Origin of the sequence: Thermoleptolyngbya sp. PKUAC-SCTB121, assembly GCF_016919485.1 — a bacterium.
In the GTDB taxonomy this organism is placed as follows: domain Bacteria; phylum Cyanobacteriota; class Cyanobacteriia; order Elainellales; family Elainellaceae; genus Thermoleptolyngbya; species Thermoleptolyngbya sichuanensis.
The window spans coordinates 5,247,642-5,268,387 of the sequence record NZ_CP070366.1 but is presented as its reverse complement, the minus strand read 5'-3'; the positions used below and the strand labels follow the sequence as shown (position 1 = coordinate 5,268,387).

The 20,746-nt window shown below is 55.7% G+C and carries 16 protein-coding genes; 8 read left to right on the top strand and 8 right to left on the bottom strand.

Annotation, left to right across the window (positions count from 1 at the left end):
- Nucleotides 1–18: 18 nt before the first annotated feature.
- Nucleotides 19–1,287: a cytosine deaminase gene (gene codA, locus JTM80_RS21515; RefSeq protein ID WP_172353428.1), complete on the bottom strand. Its 1,269-nt coding sequence runs from the start codon at nt 1,285–1,287 to the stop codon at nt 19–21.
- A gap of 107 nt (nt 1,288–1,394) precedes the next feature.
- Complete coding sequence (locus tag JTM80_RS21510; protein WP_172353427.1) at nt 1,395–1,607, bottom strand: hypothetical protein; 213 nt, start codon at nt 1,605–1,607, stop codon at nt 1,395–1,397.
- Between the two features lie 816 nt (nt 1,608–2,423).
- Between JTM80_RS21510 and JTM80_RS21505 the strand changes: the two genes are divergently transcribed.
- The 4 genes from JTM80_RS21505 (at nt 2,424) to pyrR (ending at nt 6,669) form a co-directional block, all read left to right on the top strand.
- Nucleotides 2,424–4,577 (top strand): GAF domain-containing protein, encoded by a 2,154-nt coding sequence (locus JTM80_RS21505; RefSeq protein WP_172353426.1) that lies wholly within the window; start codon nt 2,424–2,426, stop codon nt 4,575–4,577.
- 23 nt (nt 4,578–4,600) lie between these two features.
- Nucleotides 4,601–4,882, top strand: coding sequence for a YkgJ family cysteine cluster protein (locus tag JTM80_RS21500; RefSeq protein WP_225906705.1), 282 nt, complete (start codon nt 4,601–4,603; stop codon nt 4,880–4,882).
- Nucleotides 4,883–5,045: 163 nt separating this feature from the next.
- Nucleotides 5,046–5,888: a DNA/RNA non-specific endonuclease gene (locus JTM80_RS21495; protein WP_225906704.1), complete on the top strand. Its 843-nt coding sequence runs from the start codon at nt 5,046–5,048 to the stop codon at nt 5,886–5,888.
- Nucleotides 5,889–6,129: 241 nt separating this feature from the next.
- Nucleotides 6,130–6,669 carry a bifunctional pyr operon transcriptional regulator/uracil phosphoribosyltransferase PyrR gene (pyrR, locus tag JTM80_RS21490; RefSeq protein WP_172353423.1) on the top strand — a complete coding sequence of 180 codons (540 nt, stop codon included), beginning with the start codon at nt 6,130–6,132 and terminating at the stop codon, nt 6,667–6,669.
- A 211-nt stretch (nt 6,670–6,880) separates the two neighbouring features.
- Here the strand turns inward: pyrR and JTM80_RS21485 are convergent, their stop codons facing one another.
- The 3 genes from JTM80_RS21485 to purD all read right to left on the bottom strand — a co-directional run bounded on the left by JTM80_RS21485 (nt 6,881) and on the right by purD (nt 11,307).
- Nucleotides 6,881–7,696: a hypothetical protein gene (locus JTM80_RS21485; RefSeq protein WP_205370270.1), complete on the bottom strand. Its 816-nt coding sequence runs from the start codon at nt 7,694–7,696 to the stop codon at nt 6,881–6,883.
- A 448-nt stretch (nt 7,697–8,144) separates the two neighbouring features.
- A complete protein-coding gene (locus JTM80_RS21480) occupies nt 8,145–8,954 on the bottom strand; it encodes a hypothetical protein (protein WP_205370269.1) in 810 nt (269 codons plus the stop codon).
- A gap of 1,075 nt (nt 8,955–10,029) precedes the next feature.
- A complete protein-coding gene (gene purD, locus JTM80_RS21475) occupies nt 10,030–11,307 on the bottom strand; it encodes a phosphoribosylamine--glycine ligase (RefSeq protein ID WP_172353420.1) in 1,278 nt (425 codons plus the stop codon).
- Nucleotides 11,308–11,531: 224 nt separating this feature from the next.
- On the opposite strand from purD, the gene JTM80_RS21470 reads away from it, so the two are divergent.
- On the top strand, nt 11,532–12,866 hold the full coding sequence (locus tag JTM80_RS21470) for a lipopolysaccharide assembly protein LapB (RefSeq protein ID WP_172353419.1): 1,335 nt from the start codon (nt 11,532–11,534) through the stop codon (nt 12,864–12,866).
- 375 nt (nt 12,867–13,241) lie between these two features.
- Nucleotides 13,242–13,595, top strand: coding sequence for a phenylpyruvate tautomerase MIF-related protein (locus tag JTM80_RS21465; RefSeq protein ID WP_172353418.1), 354 nt, complete (start codon nt 13,242–13,244; stop codon nt 13,593–13,595).
- A 193-nt stretch (nt 13,596–13,788) separates the two neighbouring features.
- Here JTM80_RS21465 and JTM80_RS21460 read toward each other — a convergent pair whose 3' ends face one another.
- Both JTM80_RS21460 and JTM80_RS21455 read right to left on the bottom strand, forming a co-directional pair.
- On the bottom strand, nt 13,789–14,679 hold the full coding sequence (locus JTM80_RS21460) for a CoA-binding protein (RefSeq protein ID WP_172353417.1): 891 nt from the start codon (nt 14,677–14,679) through the stop codon (nt 13,789–13,791).
- A 96-nt stretch (nt 14,680–14,775) separates the two neighbouring features.
- Nucleotides 14,776–15,999 (bottom strand): succinate--CoA ligase subunit beta, encoded by a 1,224-nt coding sequence (locus JTM80_RS21455; RefSeq protein WP_172353416.1) that lies wholly within the window; start codon nt 15,997–15,999, stop codon nt 14,776–14,778.
- Nucleotides 16,000–16,180: 181 nt separating this feature from the next.
- Here JTM80_RS21455 and JTM80_RS21450 point away from each other — a divergent pair, with 181 nt between their 5' ends.
- Both JTM80_RS21450 and JTM80_RS21445 read left to right on the top strand, forming a co-directional pair.
- A complete protein-coding gene (locus JTM80_RS21450; RefSeq protein WP_172353415.1) occupies nt 16,181–16,855 on the top strand; it encodes a YqiA/YcfP family alpha/beta fold hydrolase in 675 nt (224 codons plus the stop codon).
- A gap of 530 nt (nt 16,856–17,385) precedes the next feature.
- The gene (locus JTM80_RS21445) at nt 17,386–18,975 is read left to right on the top strand and encodes a HEAT repeat domain-containing protein (protein ID WP_205370268.1); all 1,590 of its coding nucleotides are present in this window, start codon (nt 17,386–17,388) and stop codon (nt 18,973–18,975) included.
- Between the two features lie 64 nt (nt 18,976–19,039).
- On the opposite strand, the gene moaA is transcribed toward JTM80_RS21445, so the two are convergent.
- Nucleotides 19,040–20,023 (bottom strand): GTP 3',8-cyclase MoaA, encoded by a 984-nt coding sequence (gene moaA, locus JTM80_RS21440; RefSeq protein ID WP_172353413.1) that lies wholly within the window; start codon nt 20,021–20,023, stop codon nt 19,040–19,042.
- Between the last annotated feature and the right edge of the window lie 723 nt (nt 20,024–20,746).

The following is a 20,746-nucleotide window of genomic DNA, read 5'->3' as shown; positions in this document are numbered from 1 at the left end:
TTGTCCCTAAAGTTGCCCCTAAAGTTTCCACTGCGGTTGCGGCGGTTCTGTCTGGGCGATGAGCCTGCCCCGTGAGATGACGTAGCGAATCGTGGCGCGGCGGCGAATGGCATCGTAGCGATCGCCCGCATCTAGCACAATCAAATTCGCGGGTTTGCCCACCGCAATGCCGTACTGATCTTCGAGGTGGAGTGTCTTTGCGCCGTTCCACGTCACCATGTTGTAGCAAGCGTCGATCTCTGGAACGCCCGTCATCTGGCAAATGTGAACCGCCATGCTGGCCACATCGAGCATATTGCCCGTGCCCAGGGGATACCACGGATCTTGCACACAGTCATGGCCGAGGCTGACGTTTTGCCCCTGCTGCCACAGTTCTTTGACCCGCGTCACGCCGCGCCGCTTGGGATAGGTGTCGGCGCGTCCTTGCAAGGTGATGTTAATCAGCGGATTGGCGACGAAGTTGATGCAGGTTCGCTGCAAAAAGCCCATCAGCTTGAAGGCATAGGCATTGTTATAGGAATGGAACGCGGTGGTGTGGCTAGCGGTGACGCGATCGCCCATGCCCGTGCGAATTGCATTGGCCACAATCACTTCCAGAAACCGGGACTGCTCATCGTCAATTTCGTCGCAATGCACGTCGATCAGGCGGTCATATTGGACGGCCAGTTCAAAAATCTTGTGAATCGACTGCACGCCGTCTTCTCGCGTTAGCTCGTAGTGGGGAATGCCGCCGACCACATCGGCCCCCATCAGCAGCGCCTCTTCCAGTAGCGTCTCGTTTTTCGGGCTACCATACACGCCATCCTGCGGAAAGGCAACCACTTGCAGCGTCATCCAGTCTTTCACGGCCTCGCGGGCCGCCAGTAGCCCCTTGAGTGCCGTCAGCGTGGGTTCGCTCACGTCGGCATGGCTGCGGACAAACAGCACGCCCTGCTGAGCCTGCTGCTTCAGGGTGGCGATCGCCCGCTCGGTCACGTCTTCCAGCGTCAGCGATTGCTTGCGCTCCCGCCAAATTTCAATCCCCTCGAACAGCGTACCGCTCTGGTTCCAGCGGGGATCGCCCACCGTCATGGCCGAATCCAGGTGAATGTGCGACTCCACAAAGGGTGGACTGACAATTTGTTCCTGTAGCGCTAGCTCGGTCTGATGCGGAGCGGCGGGCGGGAGTTGTGGGGCGATCGCCGTGATGGTGCCGTCTTCGATAGCAATATCGACCAATTCAGCGGGGCGATCGGGATGCAGCAACCGACCCCGGCGCAACAGCAACGCAGAAGCAGATTCAGGCATAGCAGGAAAGTCATGTGGCGAAACTTTCCCCAGTCTACTCTGGGCGATTCACCAGAATTGCCAAGCTGCTGACAAGAGCGGACACGCCTGGGTCAAACCTGCCAGAGCTAATCGACCACTCGCAGCATTCCCCGACGCAGCGCCTCAAACACCCGATCTACCAGGGCCCGATCCTTGGGATTGAGCATCGTTTCTCCCAGCGCCACGCGCATGAAGCTCTGCTGATCTCGCCGAGAAATACAGCGGGTGGCAAAGATGTGGTCTACGATTTGCTCAAGCAGGTTAGAGGAAAGGTCGGGTGCAGGGGTGGACGATTTCATATGAGGCAGCGGGGAACATCTACTCTTCTAAATATCAGTTGAATCCCTGGTTTTTACGGTGATAGTCCGGGCAGTTTTGCGTGATTTTGCGAAAGGTCTGGGGTGACGCTGCCATCGCGTAGCACTGATCTAAGTCCTGAGTCGCGGTGATCCAGATCAACAAATCTTGTGAATTTTGCCACATTAGATACACAGAGGCGATCGCCCCCTGCGATACATTAAAGACATCAGGGCTTGCACTATCCGGCGATCGCAGGAAGGCTCCGGTTGGGTTCCGGCTTGATTAGTAGGCAATTTCTGGTAACGCCTACCTGGCATAATCCAGAATTTTGGATTCGATTTGGATTTAGCTTTGCCTGTGCTTTCACAGAATTTACGCTGGAAAATTCTCAACAATCTTTCTCCGATGCGTTTCCAGGAAGTTGAGTTTTGCGGAAGCGCCTGTCAGCTTTTTGTATGGCAAGCCGTCGCACAGAAACTTGTCATTGGTTTCCAATCTGAGTTTCAAGAGCGTGTGTCTTAGCCACATCTGGAAAGCATTGTGAAAGTATTGTGACGGCTATTAAGAAGATGGTAGCCGCTTCCAAACTTTCGCGCAGGAAGGCGGTGCCGACCCAAGGCTCATCTTGGCTTTGTCAGTCAGAGCCGTAGACAAGACGTAGAAACACGGTTCTGGCGCATAGATTGAACCCTTTAGTATGGATAGGGTTTTTGTTTATAGACGGTCGATTCCAGGTTTTTGCTGAAATCCATGCAGCGCTTGGAATTTCTGGGTGCTTTTTTCTAAACCCTAATTATTGTATTCCCTGAAAAACCGTGGTCTGGTTGCGCTATTTTCGTCCACAGGCTTCTCATTACGATTCATCGTTTATTCAGCAGACCACTCTGGTACGCCAGATCGGCGATCGCATCCGCAGTTCTCTGGAACTGTCTGTGGTGCTGCAAACCGCAGTGGAAGAAGTGGTGGCGCAATTGCCCGTCGAGTGCTGTCTGTTCCTCTGGTACTTTCAAGACATTCAGCGGGTACAGGTCGTCTGTGAAGCGGGCGATCGCACGCTGTCTAGCAGCACGCTATCCAACGGCACGCCATCCGGCGGTATCGGGCATTTTCCCCTGACGAAGTTTGGCGACCTGGTCAGCGCCATCGACCACGGTGAGCTAATCCTGCGACCCGGCAAAGCCAGCAATCGACCCAATGGATTGCTGGGTCTGCAACCCGGAATGCAAAGCTGCCCTATCGACCCCCCCGGGCCTCTGTTTGGCGATTCGGCAGTGCTAATGATCCCTGTCAAAGGGCTGGAACACTCGCGGGGCTACCTAGTTTGCCTAGACTCGACCCGTCGGCACTGGTCGCCAAACACTGTAGAACTGATGCAGGCGATCGCCCAGCCGCTTGAGATGGCAATCCGCCAAGCGCAGCTATACGACCGCTTACAAAAGCAGGCGCGGCGCGAGCGACTGGTGAACCAGATTACCGCACAAACGCGCCAGAGTTTAGATGTCCAAAAGATCCTGAAACGGGCGATCGCCCAACTGCTAAACGCGCTGGAGGTGGATCGCTGTCTGGTGCATCTGGTGGAAGCGCCCGATGAGCTAACCGATGTTGCAGAGGAGTTGGGGAATTCCCATCCTGATGCTCTGGGCGACTCCTTGGGCGATCGCGGGGAAGGCTACAACAGGTTTCGCCGCAAGCATCTCTTTGAGGTCTGCCGCGAACCCTTCCCGTCTACCATTGCAGACTTTGACACCGACGGCCCGATTACTCGCTGGGTCATCGAAAACCGTCAGCAGGTCGTCATTTCCGACATTACCCAAGACCCCCGCATCGGAACCGACAATCAGGAATATCGCCTAGCCCAGATTCAGTCGTCGCTGGTGGTGCCCGTCCAGGCAAACGGCACGCTTCAGGCCATCCTGTATTTGAACCAGTGTTCGCATATCCGCTACTGGACGCGAGACGACCAAAAGCTTGCCCAGGCCGTGGCCGACCAGCTTGCGATCTCGATCCAGCAGGCCCACCTCTACGCCAAAACCCGCCAGCAGGCCCAGGAAAGCGCCGCCCAGGCCGAGCGCCTCAGCGAGGCCCTGCTGAATCTCCAGCAAACCCAGGCACACCTGATCCAGAGCGAGAAAATGTCCAGCTTGGGGCAACTGGTATCGGGGATCGCCCACGAAATCAACAACCCCATCAGCTTCATCTACGGCAATATCCCCTTCGTGGAGCGCTACGTCAAAGACCTGCTGCGGCTGCTGACGGCTTATCAAGCCAGCTATCCCCAAAGCACCGAAAAGCTGCGAGACTTGCTGGAGGAAATCGAGCCAGACTTTGTGCTAGAAGACTTGCCCCGAATTCTCGACTCCATGCGGGCGGGAGCCAGTCGAATTCGGGAAATTGTGCTGTCGCTTCGCAATTTCTCGCGGGTGCATGAGGCAAACCGCAAGGTGGTGGATCTGCAAGAGGGTCTGGAAAGTACGCTTAAGCTCCTACAGCATTCCATTCCCGCAGATGTGGAAATTTGCCGTTGCTATGGCGATTTGCCGCCTGTGGAATGCTTTCCTAGTCGGCTGAATCAGGTCTTTTTCCACATTATTAAAAACGCGCTGGAGGCGATGGAATCCGTTGGCGATCGCCCTCGGATCATCACCCTCACCACCGAATCCTTCTGGCACTCGCCCCTAGAGCAGCCCTGGGTGCGCGTGGCGATCGCCGACACGGGCCCCGGCATCCCTGCCCACCTCCAGCCCAAGATTTTTGACCCCTTCTTCACCACCAAAAGCGTTGGCCAGGGCTACGGGCTGGGGCTTTCCATTGCCTATCAGACCATCGTGCAGCAGCACCAGGGAACGCTGGAGTGCCACTCGACGCTGGGCAAAGGCACCACGTTCATCCTCGAAATTCCGATTTGCCCCCCCACTGCCCCACCGCCCGACGCCCCCGACCCGCCCCTTGCTGCGCTGAGGACCGTTTAGCCCTTGCCGCCAAGCTCGACACCATGAACTGCCGCCCCGACTGCGGTGCCTGCTGCATCGCGCCTTCGATCAATAGTCCCCTGCCGGGTATGCCAAACGGCAAACCCGCCGGAGTACGCTGTGTACAGTTGACCGAAGATAACCGCTGCAAGCTGTTTGGCAAGCCAGAGCGCCCTGCCTTTTGCAACCACTTGCAGCCATTAGAGGAGATGTGTGGCACCTGCCGAGAAGAGGCGATCGCCTACCTGACGGCTTTGGAAACTGCCACGGCTCCGGCTTCGTCTCCAGACCCACCCCGGCGCTAGCCCGCCGTCTGCCCTGGGTATTCTGGACTGTGAAGCCAGGGAAACAAACAGGACGCGGATACAGGCGGATACAGGCGGGATGCAGAACCAGGGCAACCAAGGGGGAAACGCCATGCTGAATTGGAACACAATCTTCAAGCCTCGAAAACGACTTAAACGAGCCGTGAGTGCCGGACTGGGATTGTTGCTGGCAGGTTCTCTGGCGGCGGGCTGTGCCCAACTGGCGGCGCAGGTGTTGCTGCCCGCTCCCACCATCGACTCGGTACACTTGGCGCTGGGGAACCCCAGCGAAGCGACCGCCGAAACTCGGAATGAAAATAATTACCTGATCGTGCGGCCGCAATACGCCCTGTCCTACAACCGGGGCAAAAATATCGCCAATTGGGTGAGCTGGCAGCTTGACGCAAGCTGGCTGGGCCGATTGCCGCGATCGCCCTTCATGCCCGATCCCTCTTTGCCCCAAGGCTGGTATCGCGTCACCACCAACGACTACACCGGCAGCGGGTTTGACCGGGGACACCTGTTGCCCGCCGCCGACCGCAACGCCCGCCCCGAAGATAGCCAGTCTGTCTTCTGGATGACCAACATCATCCCCCAATCCCCCGACAACAACCAGGGCCCCTGGGAAGGACTGGAAAGCTATTGCCGCACCCTGGCCCGCCGGGGACACACGCTCTACATTATCGCAGGCGGCGCAGGCGAAGGCGGCACAGCCCGCAACGGCCCCCGCAACACCATTGGCCGGAGCAGCAACCCCATCTCCGTCCCCGCCGCCACCTGGAAAATTGCCGTAGTGCTGAATCCAGGGCAAACCCTCGAAGACATCGGCACAGATACTCGCGTCATCACGGTCATCATGCCCAATGACATGGGCATTAAGGACAACAATTGGCGCGACTATCGCGAATCGGTAGACACGATTGAAAATATTACGGGCTATGATTTTCTCTCCGTCTTGCCCGACGAAATCGAGGAATTTCTGGAAGCAAAGATCGACAGCCGCTAGCGGTTAGGTCACTTCAGGTCACATTCAGGTCACATTCAGGTCACGGTGTCACGGTTGCAGGCTGGGCTGAGGCTCGATGTGTTCGATGTGGGGCGATTTTTGGGCGATCGCCTGTTGCCCGCTTGCCTCTTCAGAGAACAAGGGTTAGGGTTCAGAAGTTAGGCTTTAGCCGTGTAATCGTTTAAGTGAATCGTTTAAGTTATCGTCTAACCCCTGTCCACTCTTTCTCACTCTCCAGCCCATGCCCCCCGAAGTCATCGAAATCCTCTCGCCCGATGAAGTTCGCCGCACGGTCAACCGCCTTGCTTCGCAGATTGTAGAGCGGGCTGGCGACCTGTCGAAGCTGGTGCTGGTGGGCATTTTTACGCGGGGCGTGCCGCTAGCGGAACTGCTGGGCCGACAAATCGAGGCCCTGGAGGGCGTGAAGATTCCCGTAGGACATCTGGACATCACCTTCTGGCGCGACGACCTCGACCAGATCGACCTGCGAACGCCAGAAAAGACCGACATTCCTTTCGACCTGACGGATAAGGTCATCGTGCTAGTAGACGACGTGATCTATCGGGGACGCACGATTCGCGCCGCGCTAAATGCCGTAACGGAATATGGCCGCCCTGAGAAGATCCTGCTGGCCGTGCTGGTCGATCGGGGCCATCGAGATTTGCCAATTCACCCCGATTTCACAGGGAAGGAATTGCCCACTGCAAAGGATGAAAAAGTGAAGGTCTTTCTGCAAGAAATTGACGGGCGCGATGGCGTAGAACTGCTTAAACCTAACTGAATACGTGCAGCGTTCTACTGGCAAAAAGCTTCAGGTGTTGCGAATATTTCCTGATCTGATCCGAGGCAAGCTCTGGACTGGAGGCAAGGCCAGAAACTCTCGGATAGCTTCAGCCGTTTCCTGCCTTTGCTCAAGGTTTAGCCCTGCGGATTCTATTGGCAATCGCTTACCCGTTTTGGTCGGAATGACGATTCGATAATACCAATCGATGTTACAACGATTTCTTTCTAAAAGTACCATCTGCCGATGGTGCAGTAGATTCCTCAATGGCAACTGATTTAATCTCTGCCAGCGGGAGCGTTTTTTCTTTTTGCCACACAAACACTGATTGATAAGATAGCTGACCGGTCAATCGATCAAACTTACAATACCCCTGGCGAAAACTCATGAATGCCAGTCCAATAGTGCTGAATAGGACGATCAATGCTGGTTGCAGGGCAAATGCTAGGCTACGTAAGCGTTGATTATATGCTTGCATCCAAGATATAGAGGGAGAAATGACTCTAAGAGAGGGCTGAGCCGGGTTTCCTAAAAAACGCTGAATTTCGTTGGCGATCGCCTCAGCCTCATAGAAATCTCTCCAGAATCCGATTTGCATTTCCAGACTAGAGCCATCAGAGCCTAAGGTTGGCATACTTTCTATGCCAAGCCAAGTTGTTTTACTAGAATGACGACCGGACAGCCAAATGTGAGTCTTGTAGAGAGAATCCCATGTTGTTAAAATCGCGATGTCAATCCCCGACACACTCATGGATTGAATCTCAACAGAATGCTGATAAATCGGAAATGAGCCGATAGATTGAGTTTTCTGACAGCGGGTCGTTTCTAAGTTTGGGCGATCGCACGTCAGCTCGGTTTTACCTAAGTTCGGAGACATCACGGTGGATAAACCCAGCAGAATTCCACCTGAGAAAAGCAAGAATCCTAATATCCGCAGAAGCGGCAATGGCTGCGTTTTCAGGACTAGTCGCTGGGAATTCTTGCGAGTCACTTTTAGCAGACCGTCTTGTTTTTTAGTTGCTGTCATTACATCTAAGCCTACCTTTTGAAGCAAACGAGAATGATCGAGATTTCTTGTGCTTTTTATATTGGGGCACCTCGATTAATTGCCTTATTGAGAATCTTAGGAGCCTGAAACCCTTGTTTTCTCGCAACCATTCTCAAGAGGATCTGAATTTTTCGAGGTGCCCATTGGCAATTCTGAGTTCTCTGAAGAGATCTTTGAGTCTATATTAGAAATTGGAAAGAAAAATTAAGCAGGACTGCAAGAGCTTACATCGATCAATTCGCGTTAAGCCAGAAGTGTTGAATCTTGATGGTAAAACTTTACAAAAAGCACTCTCAAGAGGCGGATTATTGAGAATGGAAGCAATAAGTAGGTCATTACAGGCAGAATTATAGATCTTTTGTACTGGATTCAGCTATGAACTTGCCCTGCTAACATTGCGTTCAACACTTCTGGCGTTAAGCCCTTCCTATTGCCCTACATAAAGTGAATTACTTCCTGGGGCTATAATCTGAACAGGAGGCAGGGCTAAAAAATCTCGAATTGCCTTAGTCGTTTCCTGTCTGCTCGAAAGATTTGAATCTACAAAAGCCAATTCTATTGGCAGCCGTTTGCCTGTTTTGGTCAGGGCAACAATTCGATAACGATAACCCCTGCTGGATGAGACCCATTGAAACTCTTCAATGGCGATTGATTCAATATCTGACAGAGGTACGGTTTTAGTAGCTTTTCCAAATAAGGGTCGGAAAGATAACTTACCTGTCAATCGATCGAATTTACAATATCCCTGACGAAGGCTAAGGAGTAGTGTTGAAGCACATATTAGAATTCCCCAAACAGGATAGAAGAGGTGATACAGGAAAAGTAATGCAAGTTGCAAGTATTCGATATCTCGCTCCATCCAAGATATGGGAGGATGGACATCACGTAGGGATGATTGAGCGGGATTTTTGAGAAATCGCTGAATCTTGTCAGCGATCGCTCTTGCTTCGTCAGGATTTTTCCAAAGTCCAACTCGCATTTCTATATGGGAGTCAGTGAGTTTCAAGGCTGGTGAAGTTTCTAAATCAACCCGGGTTTCTGTGCCTGAACTCATCTCCCCTATCGAAATCCGGACTTCATAGAAGTCGCTTAGCATTTCCAAGTTAAAGTTGTCCGATAGTTGCAAAACAGTAATCTGGGCTTCTAGCTGATTCGAGGACTGAAGTTCAACAGAATGTCGATAAAAAATTGGGAGGGAGCCAATGAATTGGGTTTTCTGGCAGCGCGTAGTCTCCAAAGTCGGGCGATGCACGCTAGTTCCGTATTGCTTGGAATTGAAGGTATAAGGACGGATAAAAAAGGAAGTAATACGCCTGACATAATCAAGAACCCCACTGTTCGAAGGCTCCGAAACGAACGAGTCTTCAAGATGAGTTGCTCGGAATCCTGATAGGCGACACTCAAGGGCACACCGTGCTGTTTGGCTATTTTCATCGCATCTGAGCCTACCTTTTGAAGCAAGTGGAAATGCTCAAGCTGTCTTATATGTTTGATACCGGAAATTTCGGCTTGCCTGGAGAATATCGAGACAAAAATTAACCGAAATGAGCAACCCTGCCACAGATCTACGATTCACTCCTACACACTACGATCCACACCGTCTCAGGCAGCAATTCCAGAAGCCGCTGAGCGAGCGACCGAAAATTTTTACCTCTACTGTCAATGCTTCTAAGAGGGTGTTTGAAAAGGTATCGCCTGTAATGTTAAGCACTCAGAGATCCCCCCTAGCCCCCCTTTTTAAGGGGGGAAACCGCCTTAAAGTCCCCCTTTTTAAGGGGGATTTAGGGGGATCTTGCACGCTTTGCTACAAACAGTAGGACTTTTCAAACATTCTCTCAGAGATCCCCCCTAGCCCCCCTTTTTAAGGGGGGAAACCGCCTTAAAGTCCCCCTTTTTAAGGGGGATTTAGGGGGATCTTGCACGCTTTGCTACAAACAGTAGGACTTTTCAAACATTCTCTAAGGCACGTTACGACTGGAATGGCTGGAAGACCGACAGATCCTTGACAGCCTGCCCAAAATCGCCCATCCAAAATTGAGAATCAGATAAGCCATTGGGCTTTGCTGAAGAGAAGTGTGATTCTCGTGCCTGAGCGTCTTGCAGCCCTCACCTTAGACCTCTCCCAAAGGAGAGGGGACACGAGAAGAAGGGTTGGGGATGCGTCGTTCATATCTGCGTTTAGCAACGCCAGCCATCTCGACCAGCGGTAACTTTAGCAACTTCCAAGGTGTGACCAAAAAGTGTGACCAAAACGCGACCCGCGCCACTCTAGATAAGATAGCTAAGATAAGATGGTGTCCAGATAGCGCCGTTCAAGTCAGCACCCGATGCCCAATATCCCGCCGACAGTAAGCACCCTCAAACTGGATGCAATCTACGGCTTCGTAGGCGAGGGCGATCGCCTCTCTCACCGTTTCCCCCAGCGCAGTGATGCCCAGCACTCGGCCGCCGTCGGTGAGAATCGTGTCGCCGATCAGTCGAGTGCCTGCATGGAAGACCATCGCGCCCGTGTCGGCGGCTTGGGCGAGGCCGCTAATGGGTTTCCCCTTTTCGTAGCTGCCAGGATAACCTCCGGCGGCGAGGACGACGCAAGCGGCGGCTCCAGGCTTCCATTGCAGCGGCGGAAAGTCGGCCAGGGTTTGTTGGGTGCAGGCCAACATTAGCTGATCGAGCGGCGTTTCTAGCAGCGGCAGCACGACCTGGGTTTCGGGATCGCCAAAACGACAGTTAAACTCGATGACTTTGGGATCGCCCTGGGGTGTAATCATCAGCCCTGCATAAAGGACTCCGCGATAGTCGATGCCGCGATCGCGCAGGGTGGCGATCGCCGGTTCCAGAATCTCAGTCTGGATGCGTGTCATTAGCTCTGGCGTAACCACCGGGGCCGGGGCGTAGGCTCCCATGCCGCCTGTGTTTTCGCCCGTGTCGCCCTCGCCAATGCGCTTATGATCCTGAGCGGGCAGCAAGGGTCGAATGGTGAGTCCATCCGTCACCGCTAGCACGGAGGCTTCTTCGCCCGTCAGGTATTCCTCCAGCACCACACGGCTGCCCGCTTCGCCAAACTGCCCCCCGAAGGCGGCTTCGATGGCGGCGATCGCCTCTGTTTCGGTCATGGCCACCGTCACGCCCTTGCCTGCCGCCAGCCCGTCTGCTTTCACCACAATCGGCGCACCCTGTTTGCGAACCTGGGCGATCGCCGCTGTGGCATCGCTAAACACGGCTGCGTTTGCGGTGGGAATGCCGGCCGCTTTCATCAGATCCTTTGCCCAAGCTTTGCTGGCTTCGATCTGGGCCCCCGCCTGGGTCGGGCCAAAGACTTGCAATCCCTGCTCTTTCAAATAGTCGGCAATGCCATTGGCCAGGGGCACTTCTGGCCCCACCGCAATCAGACTAAAGTTATTGACCAGGGAAAATCGAGCAATGCCTTCAAAGTCCTTGACCGAAAGCCCCAGATTGCGGCAACGGGGAAGGGTTGCAGTACCGCCATTGCCAGGAACGCACACGACCTCCTGCACGCTGGGAGACTGCAATAGAGAAGTGGCGATCGCATGTTCTCTGCCGCCGTTTCCCACTACCAGAACTTTAACCACACCCTCACCAACCGTTACGAATGTTACCTGTTGCGTCTCAAAACATCCTCCATTATGCACCCTGATGCCACCAATCTCCTGATGCCGATAAAACTCTCGCAAAGCGTTAAAAGTCTGGCGGAAAACCTCTGGCTTCGGCGTAAGGTAAAGAAGGCGGCGAAAATTCGATGCAACGGCTGTCGAACGCCCGATTTCTTCGCTATTTTGCTGTGACGAGTGAGATCATGCCTGTTTCTATGCCCGGTTCTAGAGCCAAAACGCACAAGACTCATCACCAGACTCAATGGAGAGCGATCGCGCTGATGCTCGGTTGTGGCGGTCTGTGGGCCACGCTGCAATCGCTGCCCACAACGGCTCAGACCGCAGAAACGGTGGCCCAAATCGTGCCCCTGCCGCCCCCGGTTGCGCCGTCGCCCTCCGAGAACCCATCCTCGCAAGAGGAACTGCTCCGAACACCGCCCAACCCGCTAGAGATGACGGAACCCGATCCTCTGTTGCCTAGCCCAGTCGTGGATCGGCCCCTCAGCCCGCTGGAAATTTACTTCCTGCGGCTGGGGGTAGAGGACTTGCAGCGGCAGGCGGAAGCGCGGTATGCGCTGGGCCAAACGAATGCTGCGTTTGAAATCTGGTATCGCGAGCTGCGGCTGCGGCGGGTGCTGGGTCTGTCAGAAGAAGTGTCGGCGCTGGGGCGCGTGGGGGAAGTTGCGTGGCGCGAAAACCGCCGCACCGATACGCGAATCATCACCGCCCGCCTGGAGCAAATCGAGCAAGAGCAGCAGGCAATCGCTCCGCCAGACTATAGCCTCCTGCTCAGCATCGCCCAGGGCTATGAAAAAATGCGGGCACTGCCGCTAGCCGTCACCCTCTATGACCAGCTTTTGACCCAGGCGCGGGCCGAGCGCAACAGTGCCGTTGAACAGTTGGTGCTAACTTCCTTGGGGCAACTGCACCTGGCCTGGTTTGACTACGAAAAGGCGGCGATCGCCTATACAGATTTGCTCAACCTAGCGCGATCGCGCAGCGACGGCATTCGCGAATTGGAGTATCTACAGCAGCTTGCCTATATTTACCAGCAGGGCAAAATGCCCGACCGCGCTATCCCGATTCAGCAAGAACTGATGCAGCGATACGAAGCCCTGCCCCTGCCGCTGCTGATCCCGCCGCTCAAGATTGCGCTGGGGGACAATTACCGGGCGATCGGCCGCGCGGGACTGGCTGCGACCACCTACCAGGAAGCCTTTACCCAGGCCCAGGCGCAGCAGCAGTATGGCTACTCTAGCGAGGCACTGGTGCATCTAGCAGTGCTATATGAGGGGCTAAATCGTCCCGCAGATGCGCTACTGGTCTATCAAACGCTGATTCAAGTCGAGCAGCAGTCCTACAACACCTACGGCATCATGACCGCCTACGAAAAAATTGCCCAATTGCACCAGGCCCAGGGCGAAACCGCAGAGGCGATCGCTGCTTATCAGTCCGCCCTTTCTCTGGCGCAGCAGCTCGACTATGCCAGCCGCGTTAGCGCCTACACCGCTCAAATTCAAACCCTCAGCGGCAGCTAACATCAGTTCAATCTCTTGAGTCATCCGTTAAACGGTCGTTAAACGGTTTGTCATTAAAAACTGCGGCTGTTACTGAGATATCTTTGAGGATATCTTTGAGTCAGCATAGAGTTCAGCGTGTAGCTCTACTGTGTACACAGATCTCGATTGGTTGCGTCAGGCTCCGAAAGATCCCCCTAAATCCCCCTTATCAGGGAGGACTTCCGATCCCCCCCCTTGCTCAAGGGGGGCTAGGGGGGATCAAAGCATCGCCGCTCAAACAAGACTTGGGTGTACACACTAGCAGCGCATCGAGAAAGTCATTGAGCTTGTCGAACGTCCTTGTCGAAAGTCTGAACCCAGCTTGCCCTTTAGAACTGCCACAGCGTAACTGCCATGCCCTTGATCAAGATCCAAACCTCCGTGTCTTGTCCTACGTTGACCGAAGTGGAAGAACTGTTGAAGACCCTGTCAGACAGTCTGGCAAAGCACACAGGCAAGCCCGAATCCTATGTAATGACTGCGTTTGAGTCGGATGTGCCCATGACCTTTGGGGGCACGCTCGATCCGGTTTGCTATGTGGAAGTGAAAAGTGTGGGTTCCTTTAACCCCGCCCAAACCAAGTCCATGAGCCAGGAGTTTTGCCAGATTATCAGTGCGACGCTGGGCGTGCCTGGAAACCGCACCTATATTGAGTTTTCTGAGGCCAAGGGCTATCTCTGGGGCTGGAACGGGGCGACCTTTGGCTGATGCCCGCCCTGCCGCTGACCGGAATCAGCCCGCTGAACCCAACCTGCCGAATCTAGGGCCCCTGAAAACGGGGAAACCGGGCTGAGATGCTCCGGAAGTCCCCCTTACTAAGGGGGATTTAAGGGGGATCGACTCAGGGCAATCAGTGACCCAGGAAGTTTTAAGACCCTGCCTAGAATCTGAAGTGCGTCCCTCAAATCCGCAAGGCCTGTTTTAGCAAGCTGGGAATATCGGACGGGCGATCGGCAACGGGAACGCCTGCTTTTTGGAAGGCGGTTACTTTGCTGTCAGGTGTGCCGATTTCGCTGCCCCAGCCCGCCACCAGGGAGGCAATGATAGCCCCAGCGTGGCCCATGCGATGATTCTTGGGCGCGGTGCGTCCGGCAATGTAGGCGATTACGGGTTTATCGATCGCCTCGACGATGTAGCGGGCTGCTTCTTCTTCACTGTTGCCCCCAATTTCGCCCACTAGCACGATCGCCTCGGTCTGGTCGTCTTCGTCCAGAATTTGCAGCCACTGCTGAAAGGAAGAGCCAACGATGCGATCGCCCCCAATACCTACTGCAATCGACTGGCCCAGTTCCGCCTGTGTCAGATGCAGCGCGATTTCGTGGGTGAGCGTGCCGCTGCGGCTGATCAGCCCGATACGTCCGGGAGAATACAACTCGGCAGGGTACGTGCCTAACAAAATCTTGCCAGGGAGGATAATGCCGGGGCTATCGGGCCCGACGACCAGCGTATCGGTGCGCTCAGCAATATGCAGCAGCTTCACCATGTCCAGCGGCGGCACGCCCTCCGTCACCAGCACCAGATGCCGAATCCCAGCGGCGATCGCCTCCAGCGCCGCATCCAGCATCCGATACGGCTCCATCAGGATTACTGTCACATCCATCGGGCCAGCGGTTGCTAAGGCCTGTTCCACCAAGTCGAACACAGGCACACCCTCTAGCACTTGCCCACCGTGCCCCGGCGACACCCCAGCCACGATCGACGTGCCATAGGCCCGCATTCGCGTCGTGTAGAGGCTTCCCAGAGCGCCCGCAATGCCTTGCACCAGAACTTTACTTCTTGCCGATAAATCCATGTCTGATAGAGCGTTTGGGTTTGAGAGTTAGGATTTGTGAAACTTGAGCCTTGAGAAGAGACGGGCAAAATGCGAAACGCCTGCCCAGAGGCAACCCTACCGCCCGACTCCGGCTCCCTCACTGAGGGCGATCGCTTTGGTGAGGGCCTCATCCAGCGAATCCAGAACAAACAGCATTGACAAGTCTAGGGCAGCGAGTTGCTCACGGGCTGCTGCCGCATGGGCCCCGCCCAGCCGCACAACAAGGGGAACGCTGACGGGCTGGCGCTGCTGCTTCAGGTAGCGGGCGATCGCCCCGGCAACCGCATTGCAGGTTTCTGCGCCGCCCAGCAAGTTGAGCAATACGCTCCGCAGCCGCTGGGTCTGCAAGATCCAGTCCAGCCCTTTTTCTAGGCGATCGCATAGCGTATCGGGCGGCAGCCGATAGGACGACTCTCCCCCCAAGTTCAGACAGGCCGACGGCTGTCCACCCGCCCGATCGACCAGATCGAGTGTCGCCATCGTCAGCCCCGCCCCGTTGCACAAGATGCCCAGGCTGCCAGGAAACAGCATGGGATTCAAGTTGGGCAGATCAAAGGCGCTGGCGGCCAGTCCGCTACAGGTTGGGCCCATTGCCAGGGTGGAGTGGGAGGGACGATGCGCGGAGTGATCCCTGCGGCCCCCCACCGACTGCATCACCGGTAAATCTGGATGTCGCTCCAGTGCTGCATCGTTCACAGCGACCTTGCCATCCAGTGCCATGACTTCCCCAGCCGGATTGACCGCCAGGGGGTTGATCTCGACCAGATCCAGGTCATAGGTCAAAAACAGGCGATACATTTTCTCGACGATCGCGCTGACGGACTCGATTAGCCCACCCGATAGCCCCATATTGATCGCCAATCGCCGCGCATAAAAGGGCGAAAACTCTCCATCCACCAGCACCTGCTGAATTTGTCGCGAGGTTGCCTCCAGCGCCATGCCCCCTTCCCGCGACCCCAGCAGCAGCGGCCGCCGCAGCGATGGATCAAGCACCACTGCCAGATAGAGTTCCTGGTCTGGCTCATACTTTGCCTCCGCCAGCAGCACTTCTGGATATTGCCCTAAAATCGGCAGGTAGAAAATCGCCTGAGCCGCCGCCACCGCATCAATTGTGTTTTCTGCAAAGCGCACGCCGCCTGCCTTACCACGCCCCCCCGCATACACCTGCGACTTCAGCACAATGGGATAGGGAATCCGCAACTGTTTCAAGTCCTTAGGATGGTCAATCCGCTGCGACGGCAGGATGGGAATGCCAACTTTCTGAAATAGATCCTTTGCCTGATATTCGAGGAGATCCATAGAGGAGAGAAAGGGGAAAGAAAAGGTTGAGGAAGGAAGGAGGTGAGGGAGGGAGGTTAGTTGCTGACGGCTTGAACACTCCCTTGTGCCCCCAAGACGGCCAATCGCATAATCTCAGGAAAGATTGCAAGAAAGAAGATTGCAAGAGAGATCTAAATATAGACCAGAAAACGGCTGAGCAATGGTGTTCTACTGCTACTTACATGGGTTTGCGTCGAGTCCTAATTCTGCCAAGGCGCGGGATTTGGGCGATCGCTTTCGGGCGGCTGGGCTGTCTCTAGTCATCCCCGATTTGAACCAAAATGACTTTGCCCACCTGACGCTCAGTCGTCAAATTGCCCAGGTCGAAGCGCTACTGCCGCCCCCGCCGGAGCCTGTGGTGCTGATTGGGTCGAGCCTTGGCGGGCTAACGGCGGCCTGGCTGGGCGATTTGCAAAGCGATCCCTGCGGGAATCGCCATCCCCAGGTGCAAAAACTGGTGCTGCTGGCTCCGGCATTTGGGTTTCTCGATCACTGGCTGCCTCGCCTAGGGACGGAGCAGGTAGCGCAGTGGCAAGAGACAGGCTTTCTGTCGGTTTATCATTATGGCGATCAGGCAATGCGGCCGCTGCATTATGGATTTGTCTCGGATGCAGTGATGTATGATCACTCCACGCTGAAGCGGCCAGTGCCCACGCTGATTTTGCACGGGATACGGGATGACGTAATTCCAGTCCAGTCCAGCCGAGATTACGCCGCAACTCGCCCCTGGGTTACGCTACTGGAACTGGATAGTGACCATGCGCTGACCGACCAACAGGATGCCATTTGGCAGGCCGTCCAAACATTCTGTGAAATTGATTTAGAACTAAGCTAGTGGGGGGTGTTGCCCCTCGTGCCTGAATGCTAGAGCCGCTCAAGCTGCCTAGAATTGAAAAATAGTCATCTTAGGGCACTGACATACTTGAAACAGCAAACTTACTGCCCTCATCCCCCAACCCTTTCTCCCAAGCAGGGAGAAGGGGAGCCAGACATAGGTTTGAAGTCCCTCTCCCGGAGCAGGAGAGGGATTTAGGGTGAGGGCTGAAATTGCTGCGTGAAGTATGTTAGTGCCCATCTTAGGGGGAAATCCGCGCCGCGCATCTAGTAGCGTAAATTCACTCTAAAATCCTGACTACTATAGGACTTACGCAGTTGGAGGATTTCTCGCGGGCGCAGCCCGCAAGAAATCCTCCAAAGCCCAGAAGACTGATCGCAAGTGTGTAAGTCCTGTACTAGATGAAATGGGTCGATGAAATGGGTGTTCGATGGGCATTTATAACCTAGAGTTACTGAGGTGAAAACGGGCGTGATGGTATTCTCCGCTGGGCTACGGTGTCTCAGTCTGCAATCTTGACCTGGAGTTTCATGCGCTGCTCTGCGGTTCTGCTGCTGACTGTGATTTCTTCTGTGGGACTCGCCGCCGATTTGCGAGGGGTTTCTGCTAGCTTGCCTTGGGGTTCTGTTGCAGCAGCCCGCTCTGGTGTGGAAAAGGCGCAGGCTGACCAAGCGATTCGCGAAGCGATCCCTGTGGGAATCGCCCCTGCATTTTCCCTTGCCCAATCCAGCCAACCTGCCGACCCCTCTAGCACTCCTTCGCCCTCGCCGCCAGAGCTACTGGGCTTGGGCAGCCGAGGTGCGGCAGTGCAGGAGTTGCAAACCACGCTCAATCGGCTGGGCTATTACTATGGCGCAATCAATGGCGAGTTTGGCAAAGAAACGCAGACTGCGCTGCTGACCTTTCAGAAAGAATCGGGGCTGGTGGCGACGGGCGAACTAGACGACCCCACCCGCGCCAGACTGCGGCAGGCCCGAGTGGAACTGTTGGGTGATGAAGCGCCGCTGTTTGGTGGGACAGACGTGCCTGCTGGTGAAATAGGCCCAGATGAGGCGGGTGTGGAACCGTCAGAGTTGCCAGTGGGTGAGTCTGGCGAAGTTGCTGAAGCGCCGCCGAGTGAGCTAGCAGAATCGGGGCCAGAGACGGGCGAATCCGCAGACTGGATTGGCTGGGCAGGACTGCTGGTGGGGCTGGCGATCGCCATTGGGGTCATCTACAGCCAGTTGCGCCAGAGTCGGCTGGGGACGCTGGAAACAGACGGCGGGCCTGTGCTCGACGGGGCCGGCGGCTCAGGGGTAGGCGTGCCGTTAGAGCCGCCGCTCAATCCAGGCTGGTCGCGGGCAGCGGCAGAGTCGGCCGCCCCAAGCAACCTCGCCACAGGTCAGGCCGCTACGGGTCATGCCGCCATAGGGAATGGCGATGCACCGCCACAGGCTCCACCTGCGACTTCTGAGGTCGTGACCCGCGTGACCCGCGCTGAACCCTCCCCACAGCCTGATCCAAAGCCCAATATGCTGTGGGAAACGGTGGGCCCGATTGCGACGACCAGTTCCTCCCAGGCGTTGATTCCTACGCCAGCGCGATCGCCCCAGTCTGTGGATTCTCTAGCCCACGCCGCACCCGACTCAAATCCTGAAACCTCCCTAGAAACCGTCCTCACAGAAACCACCCGGCTCCAGCGCATCAGTATTGTGGATAAGCTGCTGGAAGAACTGCACAGCCCCGACCCGGCGACTCGCCGCAAGGCCATTTGGGAACTGGGTCAGGCGGGCGATTCGCGGGCAGTGCAGCCGCTAGTCGATCTGCTGGTAGATGCCGATTCGCAGCAGTGCAGCCTGATTTTGGCAACGCTGTCGGAGATTGCCCTGCGGACGCTCAAGCCGATGAAACAAGCCCTGCTCACCTCCCTGCGCGACAGCAATGCCGATGTTCGCAAAAACGCGATTCGAGACGTGACGCGCATGTATGACGTGGTAATGCAGATGAGCGACCTGCTCAGCCATGCCGCGAACGACCCCGACCCAGAGGTGCAGACGACGGCGCGTTGGGCGATCGCCCAGTTGTCGCGGGGGCGATCGCGCTCAGACTTGAACGGCAGCACAGGCACTCAAACAGACTAGACAAGCTTTCAAATTCACTGGTATCGAGAAGATTCGAGAAGATTCACGCCCGAAGTCCCAGCGCCTAGCCCCCAATCTCCGACATCACCCGATTCATCGGCACGTCCTGATCTGCCAGCCCGTGGCCCCACGGCTTCCACCAGATGCTCTTTTCAATCAACGCCTTTAGGTCATCCACGCTGGCTCCCCGGCGCAGCGGGGTCAGCAAGTCCAGTTCCTTTTCCCGCAGCAGGCAGAGCCGCAGCCGCCCGTCTGCCGTCAGCCGCGCCCGATTGCAGCCTGCACAAAACGGCTTCGTCACGGAGCTAATAAACCCCAGCGTGCCCAGCGCTCCGGGCAGTTGATAGAGCCGTGCCTCGCCATCCAGTTCTCCTTGGTTCAGCAGGTCTGGCGGTTGCAGGTGTTGCCCGATCACGCCCAGCAACTCGTCCTCGCTGACTGTGTTTTGCTGCTGAAAATCCGACACTTCCCCAAAGGGCATCATCTCGATAAACCGCACCTGCCAGGGAAATTCGTAGGTCAGCCGCGCTAGGTCTACCACGTCCTGCTGATCGTTAAAGCCGCGCACCACAACGGCATTCAGCTTCACCCGCAGCCCCGCATCGGCCGCCGCCTGCATTCCGCGCCATACGTCGTCCAGCTTTCCCCAGCGCGTAATCTGCTGAAATTTCTCTGGATTGAGCGTGTCAATGCTGATGTTGACGCGGCGCAGCCCGGCCGCAGCCAGGGGCGCAGCCAGTTGCCCCAGCAGCACGCCGTTGGTGGTCATGGCGACCTCTGGCGCATCGGGTAGGTCGGCGATAAAGCGGACGATTTCGACGATATTTTCTCGCAGGGTGGGTTCGCCGCCCGTCAGCCGAAACTTGTTGAAGCCCAGCAGCTTGGCAAAAATCGGCAGCAGTTGATATAGCTCTGCGTCTTGCAGCAGTTCTGCCCGTGGGCGAAACGTCATATTGACGGGCATACAGTAAACGCAGCGCAGATTGCACCGATCGGTGAGGGAGATGCGGAGGTAGTTGATGTTGCGACCAAAGCGATCCAGCGTCATCCAAAATCCTGAAAAATTAATCCTGCTGGAACTCCCCTTGATTAAGCTCCTGTGTACACACGTTTCGATTTTTTGCGTCACGCTCCGAGAGATCCCCCTAAATCCCCCTTAAGAAGGGGGACTTTCGATTCAGTTCTCTCTGTTGCGAAAGATCCCCCTGAATCCCCCTTAAGAAGGGGGACTTCCGAGCCAGTTCTCCCTGCGGTAGGTCACGCCTCACCCCTTACTTAAGAGGGGATCAGTTCCCCCCTTGTTCAAGGGGGTCAGGGGGGATCAAAGCATCGTCATTTAAGGAGGGAAGGACGGATCAGTTCCCCATTCTTCAAGGGGGTCAGGGGGGATCAAAGCATCGCCGCGCAAGCCTAGAAGACTTGTGTGTACACAGTAGCCTTGATTAAGGGCATTAAGGGGGCGAGGGGGGATCAGGGTTGACATCCACTAGTGCGAAAGTCCTGCCCCAACAATATCGAGCAATATTAAGCAATATCGAGCCTCGCCTTTTAAGCTTATTGACCATGTTAAGGGATGTAAGCGGGATGTTGGGGATTAGAAAAGTCTGGGGCGATCCTCTACATCTACAGCGGGGTCGGAGCTGCGGCGGATGGTGGGCTGGCGCAACCGGTTCTATAGGGAACGTTGTGCTGCGGAAAAAGCGCGATCGCACGCGGGTTGGATTAGGATCACAAAAGTAGGTCAAAGAACACAGCCCCAGGCTCTAATTTT